The organism is Pseudomonas sp. Marseille-Q5117, from assembly GCF_946901175.1.
Lineage (GTDB): Bacteria > Pseudomonadota > Gammaproteobacteria > Pseudomonadales > Pseudomonadaceae > Aquipseudomonas > Aquipseudomonas iranensis.
Genome location: NZ_CAMPPP010000004.1, coordinates 80207 through 103061 on the forward strand (window position 1 = coordinate 80207; position 22855 = coordinate 103061).

Consider the following 22855-nt stretch of genomic DNA (forward strand, 5'->3'; position numbering starts at 1 on the left):
AGCCAGATTACGACGTACTAAGCAAATAATGGCGGAGAACGGGGGATTCGAACCCCCGACACCCTTTTGAGGTGTACTCCCTTAGCAGGGGAGCGCCTTCGGCCACTCGGCCAGCTCTCCGCAACACGGGGCGTATATTAACCAGCTTCTTCCCCGTTTGCAAACATAAAAATCGATAAAAATTAATGGCTTGGTTCTTCGTCCTTCTCTTTCTTTATACGCAGGTAAATTTCCTCACGGTGCACCGCAACCTCTTTCGGAGCGTTGACGCCGATACGCACCTGGTTTCCTTTGACGCCGAGCACGGTCACGGTGATTTCGCCGTCACCGATAATCAGGCTTTCCGCGCACCGACGAGTCAGAATCAGCATACCTTTCTCCTTACGCCATTCATTTCAGGGACAACAGTCTGCAAAAAAAAGGCACCCGACCTACAACCGCAGCGATCGTAGCCCTACATGCCTGAGTATTGACCAGCGCGAGCAAAAGAACAGTTCCGGGGCTCGCGCCATTCAAAAATAAAGGGCGCGGTCAGACCGCGCCCTTCACAGAAGCGGATTACTCGCCCTGACGGGCCGGAGCATCCAGTTCGAAAGCCGTGTGCAGCGCGCGCACGGCCAGTTCCAGGTACTTCTCTTCGATCACTACGGACACCTTGATTTCCGAAGTCGAGATCATCTGGATGTTGATGCTTTCTTTCGCCAGGGATTCGAACATGCGGCTGGCCACGCCTGCGTGGGAACGCATGCCGACGCCGACGATCGAGACCTTGGCAATTTTGGTGTCGCCGACGACTTCACGGGCACCGATCTCGCGAGCGGTGTTTTCCAGCACGGTCTGTGCGGCCTGGTAGTCGTTGCGGTGCACGGTGAAGGTGAAGTCGGTGGTGTTATCGTGCGCGACGTTCTGCACGATCATGTCGACTTCGATGTTCGCGGCACTGATCGGGCCGAGAATCTTGAACGCCACGCCCGGGGTGTCTGGCACGCCACGGATGGTCAGCTTGGCTTCATCGCGGTTGAAAGCGATGCCGGAAATGATCGGCTGTTCCATGGTTTCCTCTTCATCAATAGTAATGAGGGTGCCCGGACCCTCCTTGAAGCTGTGCAGTACGCGCAGCGGAACGTTGTACTTGCCGGCGAATTCCACCGCACGGATCTGCAACACCTTGGAACCGAGGCTGGCCATTTCCAGCATCTCTTCGAAGGTGATCTTGTCCAGACGCTGAGCGACCGGCACCACACGCGGGTCGGTGGTGTAGACACCGTCGACGTCGGTGTAGATCTGGCATTCATCCGCCTTCAAGGCCGCCGCCAGTGCCACGCCGGTGGTATCGGAACCGCCGCGACCGAGGGTGGTGATGTTGCCGTGCTCATCGACGCCCTGGAAACCGGCGACAACCACCACGCGACCAGCCTTCAGATCACCGCGAATCTTCTGGTCATCAATCTGCAAGATACGCGCTTTATTGTGCGCACTGTCAGTCAGGATCCGTACCTGATTACCGGTGTACGACACCGCCGGCACACCGCGCTTGATCAGCGCCATGGCCAACAGGGCAATCGTCACCTGCTCACCGGTGGACACGATCACGTCCAGTTCGCGCGGAACCGGTTGCGCCTCGCCACTGATTTGCTTGGCCAGATCGATCAGACGGTTGGTTTCGCCGCTCATTGCAGACAGCACAACCACCAGGTCATCGCCGGCATCGCGGAATTTCTTAACCTTGTCGGCGACCTGCTCGATTCTCTCGACAGTGCCGACCGAGGTGCCTCCAAATTTCTGTACGATCAAAGCCATTTCAAAGCCGCCTCTGCCCATGAAGGGCGCCCAATAATCTTTCGAACAGTCGCCAGACCCGCCACTAGACTGCGGGCCTGGCGAGCCGTCTTATAAAGCCTGCTCGACGAATGGAACGGTCAGCGCCAGCGCGCCATCCAGCGCAGCGGCATCGACACCGCCGCCCTGCGCCATATCCGGACGACCACCGCCCTTCCCGCCCACTGCCGCAGCAGCCTGTTTCATCAAATCACCGGCTTTGAGTTGGCCAGTCAGGTCCTTGGTTACGCCTGCAACCAGTACGACCTTTTCCTCATGGACACCGCCGAGCAGGATCACTGCGCGGCCGAGTTTGTTTTTCAGCTGATCGACCAGCGCCAGCAGCGCCTTGCCATCCTGACCGTCCAGACGGGCGGCCAAAACCTTCACACCCTTGACGTCCCCCGCCGAGGCCGACAGATCGTCGCCCGCAGCGCTGGCTGCCTTGGCCTGCAACTGCTCGAGTTGTTTCTCCAGCAGACGGTTGCGCTCCAGTACCGCCGAGAGCTTGTCGATCAGGTTGTCGCGGCTGCCCTTGACCAGGCTGGCCGCTTCCTTGAGTTGTTCTTCCGCCGCGTTCAAGTAAGCCAGCGCCGCAGCACCGGTGACTGCCTCGATACGACGCACGCCCGATGCCACACCGCCTTCGCTGATGATTTTCAGCAGGCCGATGTCGCCGGTACGGTTGGCGTGGATACCGCCGCACAGTTCAACCGAGAAGTCGCCCATGCTCAGCACGCGCACGCTGTCGCCGTACTTCTCGCCGAACAGCGCCATGGCGCCTTTGTTCTTCGCGGTTTCGATGTCGGTTTCTTCGGTTTCAACGGCGGAGTTCTTGCGAATCTCGGCGTTGACGATGTCTTCCAGCTGCTTGATCTGTTCTGGCTTGATCGCTTCGAAGTGGCTGAAGTCGAAACGCAGGCGCTGACTGTCGACCAACGAACCTTTCTGCTGCACATGCTCACCGAGCACCTGACGCAGCGCGGCGTGCAGCAAGTGCGTAGCCGAGTGGTTCAGCGCGGTGGCGTGACGCACTTCGGCGTCGACGTGGGTTTCCACCGGTGCGCCAATGGTCAGGCTGCCCGAGGCCAGCACACCGTGGTGCAGGAATGCGCCGCCGGTCTTGGTGGTGTCGCGCACGTCGAAGCGGCTGCTGCCGGCCTGAATGAAACCGCAGTCGCCGATCTGGCCACCGGACTCGGCGTAGAACGGCGTCTGGTTGAGCACGATCACGCCTTCCTGACCTTCGCTCAGCACGTCGACCGACTGACCATCCTTATAGATGGCAACGATTTTCGCCGAGCCGCTGGTGGCGGCGTAACCGGTGAACTCGGTGGCCACGTCGACCTTGACCAGAGTGTTGTAGTCCAGACCGAACGAGCTGGCCGAACGCGCGCGAACACGCTGCGCTTCCATCTCACGTTCGAAACCGGCTTCGTCGACGGTCAGGCCGCGCTCGCGGGCGATGTCGGCGGTCAGGTCCATCGGGAAACCGTAGGTGTCGTAGAGTTTGAACACCACGTCGCCTGGCACCACGGTGCCTTTGAGCTCGGCCAGATCCTGCTCGAGGATTTTCAGGCCGTGCTCCAGGGTCTTGGAGAACTGCTCTTCTTCAGCCTTGAGCACGCGCTCGATATTGCTTTGCTGCTTCTTCAGTTCCGGGAAGGCTTCGCCCATCTCGGCAACCAGCGCCGCGACGATCTTGTAGAAGAAGCTGCCGGTGGCGCCGAGCTTGTTGCCGTGACGGCAGGCGCGACGGATGATCCGGCGCAGCACGTAACCGCGACCTTCGTTGGAAGGCAGCACGCCGTCGGCGATCAGGAAACCGCAGGAACGGATGTGGTCGGAGACGACTTTGAGCGACGACTGATCGCCGTTTTCGCAGCCGATCGCTTCAGCCGAAGCCTTGAGCAGGTTCTTGAACAGGTCGATGTCGTAGTTGGAGTTGACGTGCTGCATCACCGCACTGATCCGCTCCAGGCCCATGCCGGTGTCCACCGACGGCGCTGGCAACGGATGCAACACGCCATCGGCGGTGCGGTTGAACTGCATGAACACGTTGTTCCAGATTTCGATGTAGCGGTCGCCATCTTCTTCCGGCGAGCCCGGCGGGCCGCCCCAGATGTGCTCGCCGTGGTCGTAGAAAATCTCGGTGCACGGGCCGCACGGGCCGGTATCACCCATGGTCCAGAAGTTGTCGGAAGCGTACGGCGCGCCCTTGTTGTCGCCGATGCGGATCATGCGCTCGGCTGGCACACCGATTTTCTGTGTCCAGATGTCATACGCTTCGTCGTCGGTGGCGTAGACGGTGACCCAGAGCTTTTCCTTCGGCAGCTTGAGCACGCCAGTGAGGAAGGTCCAGGCGAAGGTGATCGCGTCGTGCTTGAAGTAGTCGCCGAAGCTGAAGTTACCGAGCATTTCGAAGAACGTGTGGTGACGCGCGGTATAACCGACGTTTTCCAGGTCACTGTTCTTGCCGCCGGCGCGCACGCATTTCTGGCTGCTGGTGGCACGGGTGTACGCACGTTTTTCCTGGCCCAGGAAGCAGTCCTTGAACTGGTTCATCCCCGCGTTGGTGAACAGCAGGGTTGGGTCGTTGCCCGGAATCAAAGAGCTGGAGGCTACACGGGTGTGGCCTTGCTCTTCGAAGAAGCGAAGGAAGGCTTCACGGATTTCTGCGCTTTTCATTAGGTTCTTCCACGGAGGCTGCGGCCAAAGGCCTGTTCGAAACGTCGTGAGACGAAGCGACGGCAAAGGGCCGCATTATATCGGCCCTGCGCGCGGGGTACAGCGTGTTTATACGATAGAAACGGTCAATTGGACGGCTGACGCAGTCACTTGCGTGAAAACTCGACGAATGTCGCGATCACTTGTTCGATTTGCGCGCGGCTGACGTCCATGTGCGTGACCATGCGCAAGCGCGCAGCGGCGCTGAGCCTGATCCCGCGTTCGCCGGCAAAGTCCTTGAGTGCTGCGGCCTTGTCACCCATCTGCACATAAACCATGTTGGTTTGCACGGGTTCGACGACGAAACCGGCCTCACGCAGCCCCTCGGCGAGCAACTGCGCGTTGGCATGGTCATCCGCCAGCCGTTCGACGTGATGATCCAGCGCGTACAAGCCAGCCGCCGCGAGCAACCCGGCCTGACGCATGCCGCCACCGACCATTTTGCGCAAACGCCGCGCCTTGCCGATCAGTTGCTCGGACCCGCACAGCACCGAGCCGACCGGCGCGCCGAGGCCTTTGGACAGGCACACCGACACCGAATCGAAATGCTGGGTGATCTCCCGGGCATCGACGCCGAGCTTGACCGCCGCGTTGTACAACCGCGCGCCGTCCAGGTGCAATTGCAGGCCATGCTCCTGCGTAAAGCGTCGCGCGCGCGCCAGATATTCCAGCGGCAGCACTTTGCCCTGCATGGTGTTTTCCAGCGCCAGCAAACGCGTGCGGGCGAAATGGAAATCGTCCGGTTTGATCGCGGCCGCAACCTGATCCAGATCCAGTGAACCGTCGGCCTGCACTTCCAGCGGCTGCGGCTGAATCGAACCGAGCACCGCCGCCCCGCCACCTTCGTACTTATAGGTGTGCGCCTGCTGACCGACGATGTACTCGTCGCCCCGTTCGCAATGCGCCATCAGGCCGAGCAGGTTGCTCATGGTCCCGGTCGGCACGAACAGCGCAGCAGCAAAGCCCAGGCGTTTGGCCAGCTCGGCCTCGAGGTGATTGACCGTCGGATCTTCGCCATACACGTCGTCGCCGGTATCGGCTGCGGTCATCGCATCGAGCATGGCGGGAGTCGGTTGGGTGACGGTGTCGCTGCGAAGATCGATAACGCTCATGAACCTGGCCTCTGGTCAGATGGGGAAATCCCCTTGTGAAGTGGAATTACTGCGGTCATCGCGCAGATTAATCAACCCTCGACCGAGGAAAAATCACCGCCCTCAGGAAAAAGCACAATCCATGTGGGAGCGAGCCTGCTCGCGAAAGCGCAGTAACAGTCAGCATATGCGTTGAATGTGAAGCCGCTTTCGCGAGCAGGCTCGCTCCCACAGTGTCATGTGCATGGCCGGGAAATATGTGTTACAAACTTGCCGCCGCCCGCCTATGGGCGGCACAAACGTTCTCAGGGCGGGGTGCAATTCCCCACCGGCGGTAATTGCGCGCAATGCGCATAGCCCGCGAGCGCTTGGCGTTGCACACGACTTGAGTCGGGTGCGTCGGCAAGGTCAGCAGACCCGGTGTGATCCCGGGGCCGACGGTCATAGTCCGGATGAAGAGAGAACGGGATCGACGCCAAAGGGCCGTCCGCGTGCATCCGTGCCTGCGTTCGCACCCTTGCATCCCTTTCGATTCATAACGCCCTGTTTTTCACACAAACAGGAGTCAGAACATGCAACCCACCGCAATCGACAGCAAAAGCAAACACCCACAGGGCGAGCGCGTCGCGTTCATCCAGGCCTGCTGGCACAAGGAAATCGTCGACCAGAGCCGCAAAGGCTTCGTCGCTGAAATGCTGGTGCAGGGTTATCAGGAATCGGACATCGATTTCTTCGAAGTCGGCGGCGCCTTTGAAATGCCGCTGCACGCCAAGCTGCTGGCCAAGTCCGGCCGTTACGCCGGCATCGTCGCCGCCGCCCTGGTGGTGGACGGCGGCATTTATCGCCACGAGTTCGTTGCGCAATCGGTGGTCAGCGGCCTGATGCAGGTGCAGTTGGAAACCGAAGTGCCGGTGTTCTCGGTGTCGCTGACCCCGCACCACTTCCATTCGGGCGAAGAGCATCAGAAGTTCTTCTTCGAGCACTTTGTGCACAAGGGTCAGGAAGCAGCGCGGACTTGCGCCGATACGTTGCAGAAGATTCGCGCGTTGCGTCGAACCGAGCCGCGCGCTGTAGCGGTCTGACTGCACCAGGCCGGGTGGGGACTCAAGCCCCACCCGGATTCAACTGTGGGAGCGAGCCTGCTCGCGAAGGCGCTGTGTCAGCCTCCATAGATGTTGGCAGACAGTCAGCATTCGCGAGCAGGCTCGCTCCCACAGTTGTTTGCGTTAACCGGCACGTCAGGCGAGGTTTTCGTCGGTGCTCGGGACGATGAGGATGCCAGCGCGCAGGCCGTTCTTGACCTTGGGGTTGGGGAAAATGATCCGCGCGCCCTGCTCTTCGATCACCCAGCGGGTATTGGCCAGGTCTTCGGCCAGCACATAACCCGGTTCCAGCTCGGAAAAGTTCTCGATGTCCGCCGGCAGGTTCAGGCGGAACGCATCGCTGTGCTTGATGATTTCCCGCGCCACGCTGAACAGCTGCAAACCGTCCAGCTCTTCTTCTGTCTCCGGCTCAGTGCCTTCGATGATCTGCTTCAGACGGGTTTCCAGCAGTGAAACGTTAACGCCGTCGTTCTGCCCGAACGGCCGCGCCTTGCCCAGTTCCAGGGTGAAAGCCTCGGCGTCGAGTTTGTCGTAGGTGTACGAACTGAAGACGATGGATGGCTTGTTCTGCAACAGCACTGCTTCCATGCCGGCGGCGCGCAGGCGCGCCAGTTCGCGACGGGAATGCTGGCGCCCTTCCTTCCACGGGTACAAGGCGAACTGTTCGATCTTCGACCCACGAATCGCGGTGTGCAGGTCGTAGTGCAGACGCTGGCGCTCGGGCTTGCTGAAGAAACTCGCCGCCAGCCGTTCCAGCTCACAGGCGCGCAACGCTTCCGAGCCGCTGCTTTGTTCGTGGCGGCCGTTGAACAGCCGATTGACATCCTGCTCGACGAAACGCTCGCCCTTGCGAATCGCTTCCGGGTTGCCGAACAGGAACAGAATGCGTGCGCGCGGCTTGAGATCGCCGCGTGCGATGTCGTGCAGCAGCCGATCAAGCAACTCGATCGGTGCCGTTTCGTTGCCATGGATGCCTGCCGACAGCAGCAGGTCCAGGCCATTGTCGCGCGCTTCCGGGGGCCGCACTTCCAGCGCCCCTTCGCTCAACCAGCGCATGCGCACGCCTTCGACAGTCAGTTGAGTCTTCTCCGCCGGTTCGCGGCCGGCGAGGGTCAGTTCAAGCAGTTTGCCGAGGGCGAGCATAGAGCGGTTTCCTTAGTGGTCGTGGTTGCAATCCGGGCCGTGCACGTGATCCTCGTCAGCGCCGAGGTCAGCCGGTTCCATTTCCAGTTGCAGACTTACCAGATTAGTCGCCAATGGGCGCAGCAGCAGGTTGGCGTACTCTTCGTCACCTTCCTCGACGTCGACGCCGATCAGCAGCTGGCCACGGCCGTCCTGCTGGATCCACAGCTCTTTGCCTTGCCACATGACCGCAACGCGGGTGCACGAGGTTTGCAATTGCGTGCCGTCGGTGTCTTCAAGGATCAGCTGCAGGGAATCGCTCATGTTTTTACTCTCTTGGGTGACACGCCGCGCGCCGCGTTCAGGCAGCGCGCTGGCGATCAATTGATCTGGAAGGGATAAACCGCGCCCAGTTTAAGGATTTGCGTCAGTTCATCCAGTGCCGTCCGGCATTCAAGCAGCAACTGCGGGTCCGCCAGATCGGTTTCGCTCAGGCGGTCGCGATAGTGCTTTTCAACCCATGCGGTCAACGAACCGTACAACGGGGCCGTCATGATAACCCCTGGGTTGACCGCCGCCAGTTCGGTTTCATTCAGCGCCACGCGCAGACGCAGGCATGCCGGGCCACCGCCGTTCTGCATGCTTTGCTTGAGATCGAAGACCTTCACTTCGCGGATCAGCCCGCCGGAACTGGTCAGGCTCTGCAGATAAGTCCAGACGCGTTCGTTCGCCTGGCATTCCTGCGGCACGATCAGCAGCATCGAACCGTCAGGGCGCGAGAGCAACTGGCTGTTGAACAGGTACGAACGCACCGCGTCATCCACGGTGACCGCCGAACGCGGCACGCAAACAGACTGGAAGTTGCCGCCGACCTTGGCCAGTTTGCCTTGCAGTTCGGCGAGCATCTTGTCGGTCTCGAGGAACGCGTCCTCGTGATAGAACAGCACTTCACCGTTGCCCACGGCGATCACGTCGTTATGGAACACGCCCTGATCGATGACGTTGGGATTCTGCTGCGCGTAGACCACGCCTTCGTCACGCAGACCGTGCAGACGCGCCACGGCTTGCGAGGCTTCGAGGGTCTGGCGTGCCGGGTATTTCTGCGGCGCCGGGAAGCGATTGTCGAAGGCGCTGCGGCCGAACACGAAGAACTCGACGCCCGCTTCGCCGTACTCACGGCAGAAACGCGTGTGGTTGGCCGCGCCCTCGTCGCCGAACTGCGCCACTGCCGGCAAAGCGGCGTGATGGGCGAAGTGCTGTTGATTGGCGAACATCGCGCCGAGCACGCGACTGGTGGTCGGGTGTTCGATGCTGCGGTGGTATTTGCAATTGAGGTTGGCAGCGGTGAAGTGCACGCGGCCGTCAGCGGTGTCGGCACTTGGGCTTACCGTGGCGGCGTTGGCCACCCACATGCTCGACGCCGAGCAACTGGCGACCAGCAGCGGCATCGCTTCCTTGGCGGCGCGCTCGATCACCTGCGCGTCAGTGCCACTGAAGCCCAGACGGCGCAGCGCGGCCACGTCGGGACGCTCCTGCGGAGCCAGCACGCCTTGCTGAAAGCCCATGTCCGTCAGCGCTTTCATTTTGGCCAGACCTTGCAGCGCCGCTTCCTTCGGATTCGAGGATTGCTGACTGTTGCTCTGCGAGGCGACGTTGCCGTAGGACAGACCACCGTAGTTATGGGTCGGCCCCACTAGACCGTCAAAATTGACTTCATAGGATTTCATCAGCGAGGCTCCACGAGAATCTGTTGTTATAGGCATCGAGTAACAATTAGGTAAGACCGCGGTGCGGCCTTCGCGAGCAGGCTCGCTCCCACAGGGAAATGCATTCCTATGTGGGAGCGAGCCTGCTCGCGAATGGGCATCACGCCATTTTCACGCCGGGCGTCAGAGCCGATGGCAGCATCAGGCTCGGGGTTTCCAGCGACGCCACCGGGTATGCGCAGTAATCCGCTGCGTAGTAGGCGCTGGCGCGGTGGTTGCCCGAGGCGCCGACGCCGCCGAACGGCGCGCTGCTCGCGGCGCCGGTCAGCTGTTTGTTCCAGTTGACGATGCCGGCGCGGCTTTCCAGCCAGAACTGCTGGTATCGCGCTTCGGAATCGGAGAGCAAACCGGCGGCCAGTCCATAAGCGGTGTTGTTGGCTTCAGTGATCGCCGCGCCGAAATCGGCATAGCGGATCACTTGCAGCAGCGGCCCGAACAGTTCTTCGTCCGGACGCTCGGCTACGGCCGTCACATCGACAATGCCCGGGGTCAGCAAAGCCGACTGCGCTTGTGGCTGAGTCATTTCCAGCAGCGCCACCGCGCCGTTGGCCAGCAGTTGCTCCTGCGCATCCATCAGCGCTTTCGCCGCGCCGAGGGAAATCACCGAGCCCATGAACGGTGCCGGTTGCTGATCGAAGGCACCGACTTCAATGGTCGAACTGACTTCCACCAGACGCTTGAGCAGGCTGTCGCCCCACGCGCCTTGCGGCACCAGCAGACGCCGGGCGCAGGTGCAGCGCTGGCCGGCGGAAATGAACGCCGACTGAATGATCGTGTACACCGCCGCGTCCAGATCAGCGACCTGATCGACCACCAGCGGGTTGTTGCCGCCCATCTCCAGCGCCAGAATCTTGTCCGGACGCCCGGCGAATTGCTGGTGCAGGTGATTGCCGGTGCGGCTCGAACCAGTGAAGAACAGACCGTCGATACCCGGGTTCGCCGCCAGAGCGATACCGGTTTCCCGCGCGCCTTGCAGCAGGTTCAACACGCCTGCCGGCAGACCGGCTTCGATCCAGCACTTGACCGTCAGCTCGGCGACTTTCGGCGTCAGTTCGCTGGGCTTGAACAGCACACTGTTACCGGCCAGCAGCGCCGGGACGATATGACCGTTGGGCAGGTGGCCGGGGAAGTTGTAAGGACCAAACACCGCGACCACGCCGTGCGGCTTGTGGCGCAATACGGCGGTGGCGTCGCCCAATGGGCCGCTCTTCTCGCCGGTGCGCTCGCGGTAGCTTTGCACCGAAATCGCGATCTTGTTGACCATGCTGGTCACTTCGGTCGCGGCTTCCCAAAGCGGTTTGCCGGTTTCTTCGCCGATGGTGCGAGCCAGTTCGTCAGCGTGGTTTTTCAACGCAGCAGCAAAAGCTTCGAGGACGCTGATGCGCTCCTCGAGGGTGCGACGTGCCCACTGAGGAAACGCCTGGCGAGCAGCCTGAACCGCCGATTCGACCTGCGCGGCAGTGGCGCCCTCGCCCGCCCACAGCACTTGCTGGGTCATCGGGTTCAAAGATTGAAAGGCTTCGCCCTGACCGGCCAGCCACTCACCTGCGATGTATAGCGAATTCATTATTTCGACTCCCGTGCAGCGGACAACGCCACGGCGCGAACCTGATCGCCGGCGCTGAGTTGAAGACGTTTCGCGGTCTGCGGATCGACCACCAGGGTGCCCGCAGCCAGACGCGCTGGGGCAGCCGTGATGCGGCAATCCTCGCGCTTGCGGTTGTGGATGATGAACGGCGTGGCGTCATCGCCCGGCGTGCCGACGGCCAGCACCAGCGCTTCGCTGTCACGCACCGCGCGGATCTTGCTGGTTTCGCATTCGATGGCCGGGCCGGCGTCGAAGATGTCGACGTAACCCTGGTAGCTGAAGCCTTCGCTTTTGAGCATCGCCAGTGCCGGCTCGGTGTCCGGGTGCACCTGGCCGATGACGTTGCGCGCGTCCGGCGACAGGAAGCAGGTGTACAGCGGGAATTTCGGCATCAGTTCGGCGATGAATGCCTTGTTGCCGACGCCGGTCAGGTAATCGGCCTGGCTGAATTCCATCTTGAAGAAATGGCGGCCGAGGCTTTCCCAGAACGGCGAGCGCCCGGCGTCATCGGACACACCGCGCATTTCAGCGATGATCTTGTTGCCGAACAGCTCCGGGAACTCGGCGATGAACAGCATGCGCGCCTTGGACAGCATGCGACCGTTCAAGCCGTTGCGGTAATCGGCGTGCAGGAACAGTGAGCACAGCTCGGAATTGCCGGTCAGGTCGTTGGCCAGAAACAGCGTCGGGATTTCGCGGTAGATGTTCAGCTCTTGCGAAGCGCTGACCGTCAGACCGACGCGGAAGTTGTACCAGGGCTCACGCAGGCCGACCGCGCCGGCGATGGCGGAAATCCCCACCACGCGGCCGTCATCGTCTTCGAGCACGAACAGATAGTCGGCATCGCCACGCCCGGCTTCGCCGCGAAAGGTCTTCTCGGCCCAGCCGACCCGGTGGGTCAGGCGCTCTTCATTGGCCGGCAAGGTAGTCAGGCCGGTGCCGGTGCTGCGGGCCAGGTCGATCAGCGCGGATAAATCGCTGCTGCGTACGGGACGAACAATCATGCTATCTCCTCAAACGGGCCGCTCGCGCCACCCGTGAAACTCGCTAAGGCGTTAAACCGCCACCAGGCGCACGCTGGCACCTTCACCGACGCCCAGGGCTTCGGCTGCTTCCATATCCAGCGTCACCGGTTTGCCCGGCGCGTAATCCAGCTCCAGCAACACCGCGCGGTAATCCTGCAACTGCGCGTTGGCTACCAAGTACTGGCGTCCAGCGCCTTTGACCGGCTCGCCGATTTTCACCGGCACCACGCGGCTCTGGGCGATCGAACGGATCCCGGAAACCCGCGCATGCAGGGTCGGGCCGCCGTCGAAGATGTCGATGTAGTGATCAGTCTCGAAACCTTCGCGCATCAGGATGTCGAAGGTGATCTGCGCACGCGGGTGCACCTGGCCCATCGCCTCTTGGGCGGAATCCGGCAGCAACGGCACGTAGATCGGGTAATGCGGCATCAGCTCGGCGAGGAACGTGCGGCTTTTCAGCCCGCACAGGCGTTCGGCTTCGGCGTAGTTGAGGTCGAAGAAGTTGCGCCCGATGGCATCCCAGAACGGCGAGTCACCGTTTTCATCGCTGTAACCGACAATCTCGGTCACCACCGAATCGGCGAAACGCTCCGGGTGGCTGGCAACGAACAGCAGGCGACCTCGGGAATTGAGCTCGGCCCAGGGCGATCCGACCAGTTCGCGCTGCACGTAGAAACTGGTCAGCAAGCTGTTGCCGGTCAGGTCGTGACACTGCGAGAGCACGTGGATCTTGTTATGGATCTTCAGTTCGCGCGAGGCGTGGACGAAGGTCTCGTTGCGGAAGCTGTAGAACGGCTCCGAATAACCGGCGGAAGCGACGATGGCCGAGCAGCCGACCAGTTTGCCGGTAGTGGAATCTTCGAGGACAAAGAAGTAACTCTCTTCACCGTTGAAGCTCACTTCGGCGGCAAACGAAGCTTCGCTCGCGGCGATCTTGTCGCTCAGACGTTCCACGTCATCCGGCAAGGAAGTGACACCAATCGGGCTGTCCGCAGCCAGACGCTGTACCTCGCCCAGATCAGCCATTTGCGCGGGGCGCATCACCAGCATGGTGTCACTCCTTTCTCTTCAATATTCACAGAAAAAACCGGGCCCACATAAAGATCGATGCAGGAATGGGACTTGTGGCGAGGGGATTTATCCCCCCTGGGGGGCGAAGCACCCCCAAAAATCCAGGGCCGCTGCGCAGCCCATCGGGGATAAATCCCCTCACCACAGGTTCAATCCAACAGGTGAATGTGCCCGGTATCAAAAATTGGTTCGGCGCCGGAAAAACTCCAGGCGCCGAAAGGTCCATCAGGCTTGCGTCAACTTCGCTGCGGCACGTTCGAAGCGGTCGAGACCGGCGTCGATATCGGCATCTTCCACCACCAGGCTCGGGGCGAAACGGATCACGTCCGGACCTGCCTGGAGAATCATCAGGCCTTCCTGTTCAGCGGCGTTGAAGATGTCCTTGGCCTTGCCTTTCCACGCTTCGCTGAGCACGCAACCGATCAGCAGACCGAGACCACGCACCTGAGTGAACAGGCCGTATTTCTCGCCGATCTGTTGCAGGCGAGTCTTGAACTTGTCGTGCTTGGCGTTCACGCCGTTCAACACTTCAGGGGTGTTCACCACGTCGATCACCGCTTCGGCAACGGCGCAGGCCAGCGGGTTGCCGCCGTAGGTGGTGCCGTGGGTGCCGACGACCAGATGTTTGGCCAGCGCTTCGGTGGTCATCATCGCCGCGATCGGGAAACCACCGCCCAGGCTCTTGGCGCTGGTGAGGATGTCCGGGGTCACGCCGTAATGCTGGTAGGCAAACAGCTTGCCGCTGCGGCCCATGCCGGTCTGCACTTCGTCGAACACCAGCAGCGCGTTGTTCGCGTCGCACAGTTCGCGGGCACCTTGCAGGTAAGCCAGCTCGGCCGGCAGTACGCCGCCCTCGCCCTGGATCGGTTCCAGCACGACCGCGCAGGTCTTCTCGGACACCGCGGCTTTCAGTGCGGCCAGATCGTTGTAGGGAACGTGGGTGATGCCAGTGATTTTCGGGCCGAAACCGTCGGAGTACTTCGACTGGCCACCGACGTTGACGGTGAACAGGGTACGGCCGTGGAAGCTGTTCAGAGCGGCGATGATTTCGTACTTCTCGGAGCCGAAACGGTCGAATGCGACGCGACGGGCCAGCTTGAATGCGGCCTCGTTGGCTTCGGCGCCGGAGTTGCAGAAGAACACGCGCTCGGCAAACGTGGCGTCGATCAGCTTGTGCGCCAGACGCAGGGCCGGTTCGTTGGTGAACACGTTGGACACGTGCCACAGCTTGTTCGCCTGTTCGGTCAACGCACCGACCAGCGCCGGATGCGCGTGGCCCAGGACGTTGACGGCAATCCCGCCAGCGAAGTCGATCAGCTCGCGGCCGGCCTGATCCCAGACCCGGGAACCGGCGCCACGCACCGGAATGAAAGCGGCAGGCGCGTAGTTGGGAACCATTACCTGGTCGAAATCGGCGCGTTGTACCGCAGCGTGCTCAACGGACATCGGAGTCTCCTGAAGAGGAACACCCGCCTGGAACTGGCGAGCGATGAGGGGATTGTAAGGACAGTTGGGTGCCCGGCCTTGTCGCCAAGCGACAACTTCTTATAGCGCAAACCCCGGATTTTCCCGGGTTTACGGCAATGCGACATATAGCGTCGCAAAGGCGCAGTTTACCGGGCGCGGCCGATTTGCGGCAGGCCGCGCAGGATACCAAGTCAGCCTCATGGCGCAGACATGAATATGTACCGCACGGCGAACCTTGCTTGCTGATTTGCTGAGAGTTCTTCCCAACGCCAAGGAATGGCCATGCATTTGTCTGAAGAACACTCAACAACGACTCCGACCGACAGCAACGACGCGCTCCATGCGGACGATCACTATCAACCACTGAAAAAGGCGATTGCGGACTGGCTGGGTACCGCCTCGTCGACACGCCGCGAAACACTGAAAAACGTTACTCCGCAGGTGCCAGCGCAAGTCAGGGAAGCGCCAGCCGACCAGCATATGCTGATGAAAAACCTCAACGCCGTGCATCTTGCCGCGCAGAGTGGTGTGGATAAAAGTCTGGAGCATCTGCAGGACGCCGCCGCGTTCGCCGAGCCCTTGCTCAAGGCCGAACTGAAGAGCTGTTTCGATCTGGACCTGGACGTCCGCAATACCTTCGTGCGCTTGTACATCCCCTCTGCCTGGTTGCAGTTCCCCATCAAAGGCACTCGCGTGTGGAACGTCTCGCTGCTAGACGCCGCGCTGCATAACTTTGAGGAAAAGGAAACGCACGAAGACGCCTTCGGCGCTGACGCAACCTACATCACGGCGCCAACAGCGACCGGGCAATTCGAGCCTCTGCCGGCCATCAGCGGCAAAATGAGTATTCCGGCATTCACCCAACTTTGCCGCCGACTCGACATCGGCGCGAAGTACAAAGCCAGCCTCGAAGAAAATCTGGGCTACTCCGACCCGATGGTCGCTTCGGTCTTGCGCGGCAAGCTCGATGCCAGCCAGAAAGCGGCGATGAAAGCCGCTCTGCAATGGGCACTGATGAAGCGCGATGTGTCGGCTAATGCCGTGCGTCTGGTCGAGGCCCTGCTTGACGGCATGAAGGGTATCTACGCCCACGGCGCGCCCGTACTCTGTCACGACGTCAGCATGCTGTGCGCGCCACTGACCGGCATCGTCGTCTTCGCGCCGGATCTGTACATCACGCAGAACGCCGCCCGCGTGGTGGCCTACGTACCGGATGATCCGGAGCACCCGTTCAAGGAGTACGCCTCGCCACTGGAAATGGTCGTCGAACTGACGCGCCAGTTGCGCTCGAAGGAGTACCAGCAATTCTTCAGCCGCTTCGTCAATCACGAGCAGCGCGGATTTTTCTTCAGCACCCTCAACAGCCGCCTCAGCGAAATCAAATGGCACCCGCACGAGCCCGGCAGTTCTCTGCCGGCGTGGCGCGAGGCAGCGGTGGAGCGGCCCGACCTGCAGACCGCGCTGGCGCCCTTCCATGACGATCTGTGGCAGCACTTCTATCAGGCCAAACTGAACAAGATCTTCAACGACGCCCGAACCATCGCCGTACCGACCGCCGTCGTCGATCAGAAGGCACGCTGGGCGTTCTGGGATTCAGTGGTCAACATTCTCTCGACCATCGCCCAGACCGCCGCGTTGATCGTCGCGCCATTCGTGCCGGTGCTGGGCGAAGCGATGATGGCGTACATGGCCTATCAGATGCTCGACGAAGCCTTCGAAGGCATCGTCGAATGGGCGCAAGGGCGGACCACCGAAGCCTTCGGACACCTGATGGGCACCGTGGAGTCGATGATCCAGCTGGGCATGTTTGCCGTCGGTGGCGCGATTGCTGCCGCCGAGTTTCGCAAGGTCTTGCCCAGGGAAGTCGTGGCATTCATCGACCGCTTCAAACCGGTGAAACTGGCCAATGGCGAAACTCGCTATTGGGAACCCGATCTTGAACGCTACAAACATCCGGCGCTGCCGCCAGCCGATTCGCAACCCGATGCACTGGGCCTGCACGCGCATCAGGACAAGCAACTGCTGCCCCTTGCGGACGCACATTTCTCTGTCAAAGAGCACGAGGTTCCCGGCCAGTACCGCATCGAACACCCGACCCGCTCCGAAGCATACCAACCCGTGGTGCGGCACAACGGTGACGGTGCCTGGCACACCGAACTCGAACAACCGCTGGAGTGGGATGGCGAAACCGCGCTGCGACGCATTGGTCCTGCGGTCGAGACTTTCAGCCCGGCCGAGCGCGAAACCATTCTGAAGGTCAGCGGCACCCGCGAAGATGCCCTGCGCAAGATGCATGTCAATCAGGAAAAAGTCCCGCCGCTGCTTGCCGACAGCATCCAGCGCTTCAAGATCGATCAGCAGTTGCAGCGCTTCATCGACCAGCTCGACAGTGATATGGCGGAAGAATTTCTGCGCGCCGATCAGGTCACGCAACTGCAACTGCTCAGCGAACATGGCCGCTGGCCGAGCAACCAACGCCTGCGCCTGACGGATCGCAACGGTGATCTGCTCTGGCAATCCTCTGCAGACGAAAGCCTGCAATTGACCGAGCTGCACCAGGACCGGCTGATCGGTGGCGACCTGCTCAAGACCCTGCTTGCCATTCTCGACGAAGCGCAAATCAAGGCGCTGCTGGCAGAACCCTTCACCGCCAAGCCGCCGCTGGACGTTCGCAGCCGGACCCTGCGCAAGCAACTGGTCGGTCTCGCCAAAATCCACAGAAGCACGCTATTCAAATCCCGCTATCAAGCCTTGCAGCACATCGACGATCCGCTGGCGCAGCAGCTCAAGGTTCACAACCCTGAGCTGCCGGCGAGCATCACCCGCGAACTTCTCGACACCGCCACCGGCGACGAACTACTGCTGATCAACGAAGGACAACTGCCACCGCGCCAGCAGGAACTCATGCAACTGGCCAGCCAGGAAGTACGCGTGACCCGCGCTTATGAAGGGCTGGAACTCGACTCGGTGAACAATCCCGACTCCGACTCGCTGGCCCTGCACAGCCTGAAACTGTTGCCGGGCTGGAGCGGCGATGTGCGGATCGACATTCGCGACAGTCGCTACGAAGGGCCGGTACTCGACAGTGTTGGTCGCGAGGACGCCCCCGAACACAAGGTATTGGTCAGACGCAAAGCCGGTCGTTATCAAGCCTTCGATGACCGAGGCCAGGAGCTGCACTCGATCAGCGATTTTTATTCGAGCCTGTTGTACGCATTGCCCGACAGTGAGCGCACCAGCCTGAGCATCGGGATCGGCCAGGGTCAAATGCTCAGAGCGGCAATTCGCGAACACACACTGCAACGCGACGAGTTGCGAGTCGTGCTGCACGACTCGCCGATTCAACCACCGGCCATCGACACGCTACGACTGCTGGGCACCGACGGTTTTCCGCTGGTCGAACGTTCTGAACAGGTGGAAGGCCCTCCGCGCTCCCACGAGCAGGATATAAGGGCGCTTTATCCGAGAATGACGGATCAGCAAATCCGCTCTCTGGCGCGAGCCATGCGGGCCAGTCCGGACGGCCCACGAGCGCAGATCCAGCAACTGCAGAACGAATATCTGCAATTGCAGAACGATCTGCATGTATGGGCCAACACCCCGCCTGTCCGCCATCCAGAAACAGGCATTACGCTCACATCGCTGCAAAGACGAGCTGAAATCCAGAACCGCCGACTGCTCAGGGAGCAGATACTTCAGGGCTGGCGTCGGGAATACCCGACCGGGTTCGATCACCAGGGGATGGCTACAGGACACGCGATGCGGCTGACGCATCCGGTCATGGGCGATCTGCCGACGCTATCGGCCGACCTCAGCCATATCACGTCCCTTGCCCTGGATCGCAGTGCTACACCAGGTTCTCTGGACGTGTTGCTGCAACACTTTCCAAATCTGCAACAACTGGATGCGCGCAACCTGAATCTGCCGGCTCTGCCCCAAGTGCTCGGTTCAATGCCCTCGCTGCGTGAACTGAGAATGCGCAACTGCGGCCTCAGCCTGTCGATCACCACGCAATCGGTACTCGCCTCGATGCCGCAGCTCACGCTGCTCGATCTGCAGGGCAACGCCCTGGGTCTGGCGCCCGACCTGCACACGATGCCTTCGCTGCGTTACGTCAACCTGTCGAACACCGGCATCCATACCCTGCCCGACGACATACTGACGCACCCGCGGCTGATTTCCGGTCAGTTCGATGGCAACCGCCTCGCAGCGGTGCCGGAAGCCTTTCTCAGGCTTCCCACCTCGCTCAGCGATGGATTCACCTTCGCTGACAACCCTTTGAGCGCCGTCGCGCGTGAACGGGTGAAACGCTTCCATGAGCATACGGGCAGACACTTCGGCATCCGCCCGGAACCTGCAGACCTGCAACGAGCCACCACGTTGTTCCCCGAACTCGGCGCGGAACAAGCCACCACCATGCTGTATCGTTTGCCCGGGACATTGGTCGAGGGCCGCGCGCAACTGTCACGCTGGGAAGCAGAGGTTGCTCAGTTGAATCTGGAGCTCAGCCAATGGACCAGCCAGGTTGCGACATATCACCCTGATACTGGCGAAAGTCTGACCCTCGCTCAACAAACGCGCGAACTTGATGCAAGGCGTGCTTTTGCGCGGCAACTTGAGCAGTTCTGGCGCCGCCGGTCCGCGTTCAGTCGCGCGGGAGCATTCAAGGCCAAGCTTGCATTCAGCGGTGACATGCCCACGCTCAGTGCAAATTTCGAGCATGTTTTCGGAGTGGACCTCACCGGTAATCGACAGATTTCGGCGATTGCGCCGTTTCTGCGACGCTTCGCCAATCTGACTTCACTCAAGCTGGATAACGTGGAAATCGAACCACTGGCTTTGCCGGTGAGCAAGCTGTCCAGACTGCTCGAACTGCAGATGAAAAACTGCGGCGTGCTGCTGACGCCGGAAAATCAGGCGGCGCTGCTGGCGCTCAATCATTTGCGTACGCTGGATCTGAGCGATAACCCGTTAGGAACCGTGCCCGACCTCAACCTGTTGCCCGAGCTGACGCACATCGACCTGTCCAACAGCGGCCTCAGCATTGTCCCGGATGGCGTGGCCAGCCACCCGAAACTGCTCACCGCCGTCCTGACCGGTAACCGCATCACGCAATTACCTGACGTCCTTTTCACCCTGCCTGCCGAACGCAGCGACGGCATTTATCTTTCCGATAATCCACTGTCGGCAACGGCGCGCGACAACATCAAAGCCTACTACCGCAGCCATCACAACGACTTCGACGTGCGCGCGGACGAGGGGGATATCGCCCTGGCTCGGGAACTGTTTCCGAGGCTGGATCAGCAAGAAGCCAGCGACATGATCTACGACCTGCCCGGCAACCTGACCGACAGTCATGCGCAACTGCTGCGCTGGCAGGCAGAGCTTGCGCAAATGCAGCGCGATCTCGACCTCTGGATATTGCAAACCCCAGCCACAGATCCGGCCACAGGGCGTGAGATTTCGGACAAACAGCGCGGGCAACAGCGTTTGGCACGAACCGCTTTCAAGCAAGACCTGGAAACCTTCTGGCGTCAGACATCCAGCGAGACCGGAAAGCGCGACGCGTTATTTGCGGCAGACGTCAAGTTCGCTGGACAAATGCCTCGCCTGACCGCCGATTTCAGTCACGTCTCAAGCCTGAGGCTGACGGGCAACGCCATGATCGATGGCATCGGGACGTTCGTGGAACTATTCCCCAAGCTTCAGGCTGTACAGTTGAAGGATTTCGCGCTGCAAGAGATTCCGTCCTTCATCGGTCGCCTGCGCAAGCTCAAAGAGCTTCGCCTGGACGGCTGCGCCCTGACTTTCAACACTGCCGGACTTGATGTGCTCACGTCTCTGCCCGCGCTCAAGCGTCTGGATCTGAGCAATAACCCGCTGGCCGTGGCCCCCGATCTGCAGACGTTGCCGACCTTGCTGGACGTTTTTCTGATCAACAGCGGCCTCACATCACCGCCCGACGGCATTGCGGGACACCCGGCTCTGCAGACCCTCTACCTCAACGACAACAACATTACCCAGTTGCCGGAAGGTTTCTTCAACCTCGCCCCCAATCAAGCAGAAGGCGTGCGACTGACTGGTAACCCGTTGTCTGAAGCGGCTCGTGAACGGATCAAGACTTACTATGCTGAGCACAATCGCAACTTTGGAATAATGCCCGCTGCGGACGACATGGCGAGGGCGCGTCGACTGTTCCCGCATCTGAGCGACCACGTGGCCAGCGACATGATCTATCGTCTGCCCGGCACCTTGCAGGCAGGCGCGGCGCAGTTGATCAGCTGGGAAGCCGAAATGACCCGCCTGCTCGGCGACCTCAACGCATGGCAAGAGCGCATACCGAGCCATGACCCGACAACCGGTCAAATGTGGGATGCGCAGCAAAGAGCCGCGCAGCTTGATGCCCGCTACAAATTCAGGCAAGAGCTTGAAAGTCTCTGGCGCAGCAGCCGTATCGATACGCCGGACCTGCGCGAGGAAATTTTCAGAGCCAAGGCCACATTCGCCGGCGAGCTGCCAAAGCTGACCGCTGACTTCAGCCAGATAACACAGATGGAGATTCAGGGTAATCCACAGTCGAGTGTTCCCGATGGTTTTCTCGATGGCTTCACTGGACTGCAGGCACTTGAATTGCCTGGCTTCGCACTGGGCCGAATTCCGCAGGCGCTGGAGCGCATGCCATCACTCGAAACGCTCTTGTTGAGCCGTTGCAATATCACCCTAGATACTGCCGGACAATTGACCTTGTCGACACTGAGCCGCCTGACATCGCTGGATCTGTTCAATAATCCATTGGGCCAGACACCCGATGTCTCGACACTCCGAAACCTGGCCTTCATCGACCTGATCCGCACGGGGATAGATCGAGTCCCCGCCGGGCTGGAGGAACTCCCCCATCTGCAAAACGCGCTGCTGAGCGACAACAACATTATCGAACTGCCTGATGACCTGACGGCGCTTGCCAACCGTGGCGTGGATGTGGGCGCCAACCCACTGTCTGCAACCTCCCGGGAACAGATCAAGGCTTGCTACCTGTTGAAAGCGGACAACTTTGGCGTTTGGGTCGAACAGGCCGACATCGATCTGGCACAGGCGCTGTATCCCCGATTGTCCGGTTTCGACGCCAACGACCTGATCTATGGTCTACCCGGGACATTGGCGGACGGACGCACCGAGCTGTTGCGTCGGCAAACCGAGCTGGCCACGTTGCTGGGCACGCTTGATACCTGGGTCAATGCGTCGCCCGATGAAGCGATTACCCAGGGCGTGCCGAACAGTGAAGCGTGGCGCGCCGAAATGACTCAGCGCCAGCGCTTCAAGGACAGCCTCGAAAAACGCCTGCGGCAGTACCCGGTCAATGCCCTGGATGGCGAGTTCATCTGCGATATGTCCTTCACCGGCGAACTGCCGCCACTGACCGGACGCTTCGATCACATCGACCAGTTGCGCCTGACCACCACGGTAAACGCGCCCCCGCCAGTAGATGTCCTGCTGGCACTGTTTCCCCGACTGAGGGTGCTGGATATCCGCGATTACCAGTTAAACCGTATTCCCCCGGCGATCTTTGCCCTCGAAAACCTCAGCAGCCTGAGCCTGTCAGGCTGCCAGATCGCCCTGACGCCGCGAACAGCCGAGGCTTTCACCAGCCTGAAAAACCTCGGCTCTCTGGATCTGAGTAACAATGAACGACTTTGGGCAGTCCCGGATATGGTCCACTTTCCCGACCTGCAGATGCTGAACCTGCGCAACACCGGCCTCACCAAGGCACCCGCTGGCTTGTTCAGGCTCACCCGGTTGCGCAAGGCCGACTTGTCCAATAACAGAATCAAGGGTTTGCCTTCGGGATTTCCGTCCCGTCCCGACATCATGATGACCGAGTACGATTTCAGTGGAAATCCGTTGAGAGCGGAAAGCCAGCGACTTCTGGACGCGTACAACACGGCGCGTCGAGAGCACAGAATCGAGACACGGGTACCATCGACCAGCGTCTGGCACGAACTTGACGACTTTGTCGATTCGGACTTTTCCGATGGCGAAGAGCGACCGTTACCACCGGCCGACAATAGCTGACCTGCCG

Annotated in this window: 13 protein-coding genes, 1 tRNA gene and 1 riboswitch; of the genes, 2 read left to right on the top strand and 12 right to left on the bottom strand. The window is 60.8% G+C overall.

The features are described from left to right. Window positions 1-29: 29 nt before the first annotated feature. The 5 genes from OC605_RS08840 to ltaE form a co-directional block, all read right to left on the bottom strand. Window positions 30-120, bottom strand: a tRNA-Ser gene (locus OC605_RS08840). A gap of 62 nt (window positions 121-182) precedes the next feature. After that, window positions 183-371: a carbon storage regulator CsrA gene (gene csrA, locus OC605_RS08845; protein ID WP_002554426.1), complete on the bottom strand. Its 189-nt coding sequence runs from the start codon at window positions 369-371 to the stop codon at window positions 183-185. 187 nt (window positions 372-558) lie between these two features. Next, window positions 559-1800, bottom strand: coding sequence for an aspartate kinase (locus OC605_RS08850; protein ID WP_016773595.1), 1242 nt, complete (start codon window positions 1798-1800; stop codon window positions 559-561). A 90-nt stretch (window positions 1801-1890) separates the two neighbouring features. Further along, window positions 1891-4506: an alanine--tRNA ligase gene (gene alaS / locus OC605_RS08855; protein ID WP_262136704.1), complete on the bottom strand. Its 2616-nt coding sequence runs from the start codon at window positions 4504-4506 to the stop codon at window positions 1891-1893. A gap of 146 nt (window positions 4507-4652) precedes the next feature. After that, window positions 4653-5657, bottom strand: coding sequence for a low-specificity L-threonine aldolase (gene ltaE, locus OC605_RS08860; protein ID WP_206421708.1), 1005 nt, complete (start codon window positions 5655-5657; stop codon window positions 4653-4655). Between the two features lie 276 nt (window positions 5658-5933). Next, a riboswitch (FMN riboswitch) is annotated at window positions 5934-6105 on the top strand. A 103-nt stretch (window positions 6106-6208) separates the two neighbouring features. On the opposite strand from ltaE, the gene OC605_RS08865 reads away from it, so the two are divergent. Then, on the top strand, window positions 6209-6718 hold the full coding sequence (locus tag OC605_RS08865; protein WP_016773593.1) for a 6,7-dimethyl-8-ribityllumazine synthase: 510 nt from the start codon (window positions 6209-6211) through the stop codon (window positions 6716-6718). 156 nt (window positions 6719-6874) lie between these two features. Here OC605_RS08865 and astE read toward each other — a convergent pair whose 3' ends face one another. The 7 genes from astE to OC605_RS08900 form a co-directional block, all read right to left on the bottom strand. Then, entirely contained in the window at window positions 6875-7882 is a 1008-nt protein-coding gene (gene astE / locus OC605_RS08870; protein WP_262136705.1) for a succinylglutamate desuccinylase, read from the bottom strand. Between the two features lie 12 nt (window positions 7883-7894). Then, window positions 7895-8185 carry a hypothetical protein gene (locus OC605_RS08875; protein ID WP_016773591.1) on the bottom strand — a complete coding sequence of 97 codons (291 nt, stop codon included), beginning with the start codon at window positions 8183-8185 and terminating at the stop codon, window positions 7895-7897. A 56-nt stretch (window positions 8186-8241) separates the two neighbouring features. After that, window positions 8242-9588 (bottom strand): N-succinylarginine dihydrolase, encoded by a 1347-nt coding sequence (gene astB / locus OC605_RS08880; RefSeq protein ID WP_262136706.1) that lies wholly within the window; start codon window positions 9586-9588, stop codon window positions 8242-8244. Window positions 9589-9727: 139 nt separating this feature from the next. Beyond that, window positions 9728-11197 (bottom strand): succinylglutamate-semialdehyde dehydrogenase, encoded by a 1470-nt coding sequence (astD, locus tag OC605_RS08885; RefSeq protein WP_262136875.1) that lies wholly within the window; start codon window positions 11195-11197, stop codon window positions 9728-9730. Further along, complete coding sequence (gene astA, locus OC605_RS08890) at window positions 11194-12219, bottom strand: arginine N-succinyltransferase (RefSeq protein WP_024014014.1); 1026 nt, start codon at window positions 12217-12219, stop codon at window positions 11194-11196. Before astA ends, astD begins: the two co-directional genes overlap by 4 nt. A gap of 51 nt (window positions 12220-12270) precedes the next feature. Next, window positions 12271-13290: an arginine/ornithine succinyltransferase subunit alpha gene (aruF, locus tag OC605_RS08895; RefSeq protein ID WP_016773587.1), complete on the bottom strand. Its 1020-nt coding sequence runs from the start codon at window positions 13288-13290 to the stop codon at window positions 12271-12273. Between the two features lie 246 nt (window positions 13291-13536). Beyond that, window positions 13537-14757 carry an aspartate aminotransferase family protein gene (locus tag OC605_RS08900; RefSeq protein ID WP_071173305.1) on the bottom strand — a complete coding sequence of 407 codons (1221 nt, stop codon included), beginning with the start codon at window positions 14755-14757 and terminating at the stop codon, window positions 13537-13539. Window positions 14758-15060: 303 nt separating this feature from the next. On the opposite strand from OC605_RS08900, the gene OC605_RS08905 reads away from it, so the two are divergent. Further along, window positions 15061-22848 carry a dermonecrotic toxin domain-containing protein gene (locus tag OC605_RS08905; RefSeq protein ID WP_262136707.1) on the top strand — a complete coding sequence of 2596 codons (7788 nt, stop codon included), beginning with the start codon at window positions 15061-15063 and terminating at the stop codon, window positions 22846-22848. Window positions 22849-22855: the final 7 nt, after the last annotated feature.

What these genes read in the sequence shown, in the direction of transcription:
- ltaE (WP_206421708.1), bottom strand. Translation starts at nt 5,657, where the DNA reads ATGAGCGTTATCGATCTTCGCAGCGACACCGTCACCCAACCGACTCCC.
- OC605_RS08865 (WP_016773593.1), top strand. Translation starts at nt 6,209, where the DNA reads ATGCAACCCACCGCAATCGACAGCAAAAGCAAACACCCACAGGGCGAG.
- OC605_RS08875 (WP_016773591.1), bottom strand. Translation starts at nt 8,185, where the DNA reads ATGAGCGATTCCCTGCAGCTGATCCTTGAAGACACCGACGGCACGCAA.
- aruF (WP_016773587.1), bottom strand. Translation starts at nt 13,290, where the DNA reads ATGCTGGTGATGCGCCCCGCGCAAATGGCTGATCTGGGCGAGGTACAG.
- OC605_RS08900 (WP_071173305.1), bottom strand. Translation starts at nt 14,757, where the DNA reads ATGTCCGTTGAGCACGCTGCGGTACAACGCGCCGATTTCGACCAGGTA.
- astE (WP_262136705.1), bottom strand. Translation starts at nt 7,882, where the DNA reads ATGCTCGCCCTCGGCAAACTGCTTGAACTGACCCTCGCCGGCCGCGAA.
- OC605_RS08850 (WP_016773595.1), bottom strand. Translation starts at nt 1,800, where the DNA reads ATGGCTTTGATCGTACAGAAATTTGGAGGCACCTCGGTCGGCACTGTC.
- astB (WP_262136706.1), bottom strand. Translation starts at nt 9,588, where the DNA reads ATGAAATCCTATGAAGTCAATTTTGACGGTCTAGTGGGGCCGACCCAT.
- alaS (WP_262136704.1), bottom strand. Translation starts at nt 4,506, where the DNA reads ATGAAAAGCGCAGAAATCCGTGAAGCCTTCCTTCGCTTCTTCGAAGAG.
- astA (WP_024014014.1), bottom strand. Translation starts at nt 12,219, where the DNA reads ATGATTGTTCGTCCCGTACGCAGCAGCGATTTATCCGCGCTGATCGAC.
- OC605_RS08905 (WP_262136707.1), top strand. Translation starts at nt 15,061, where the DNA reads ATGCATTTGTCTGAAGAACACTCAACAACGACTCCGACCGACAGCAAC.
- csrA (WP_002554426.1), bottom strand. Translation starts at nt 371, where the DNA reads ATGCTGATTCTGACTCGTCGGTGCGCGGAAAGCCTGATTATCGGTGAC.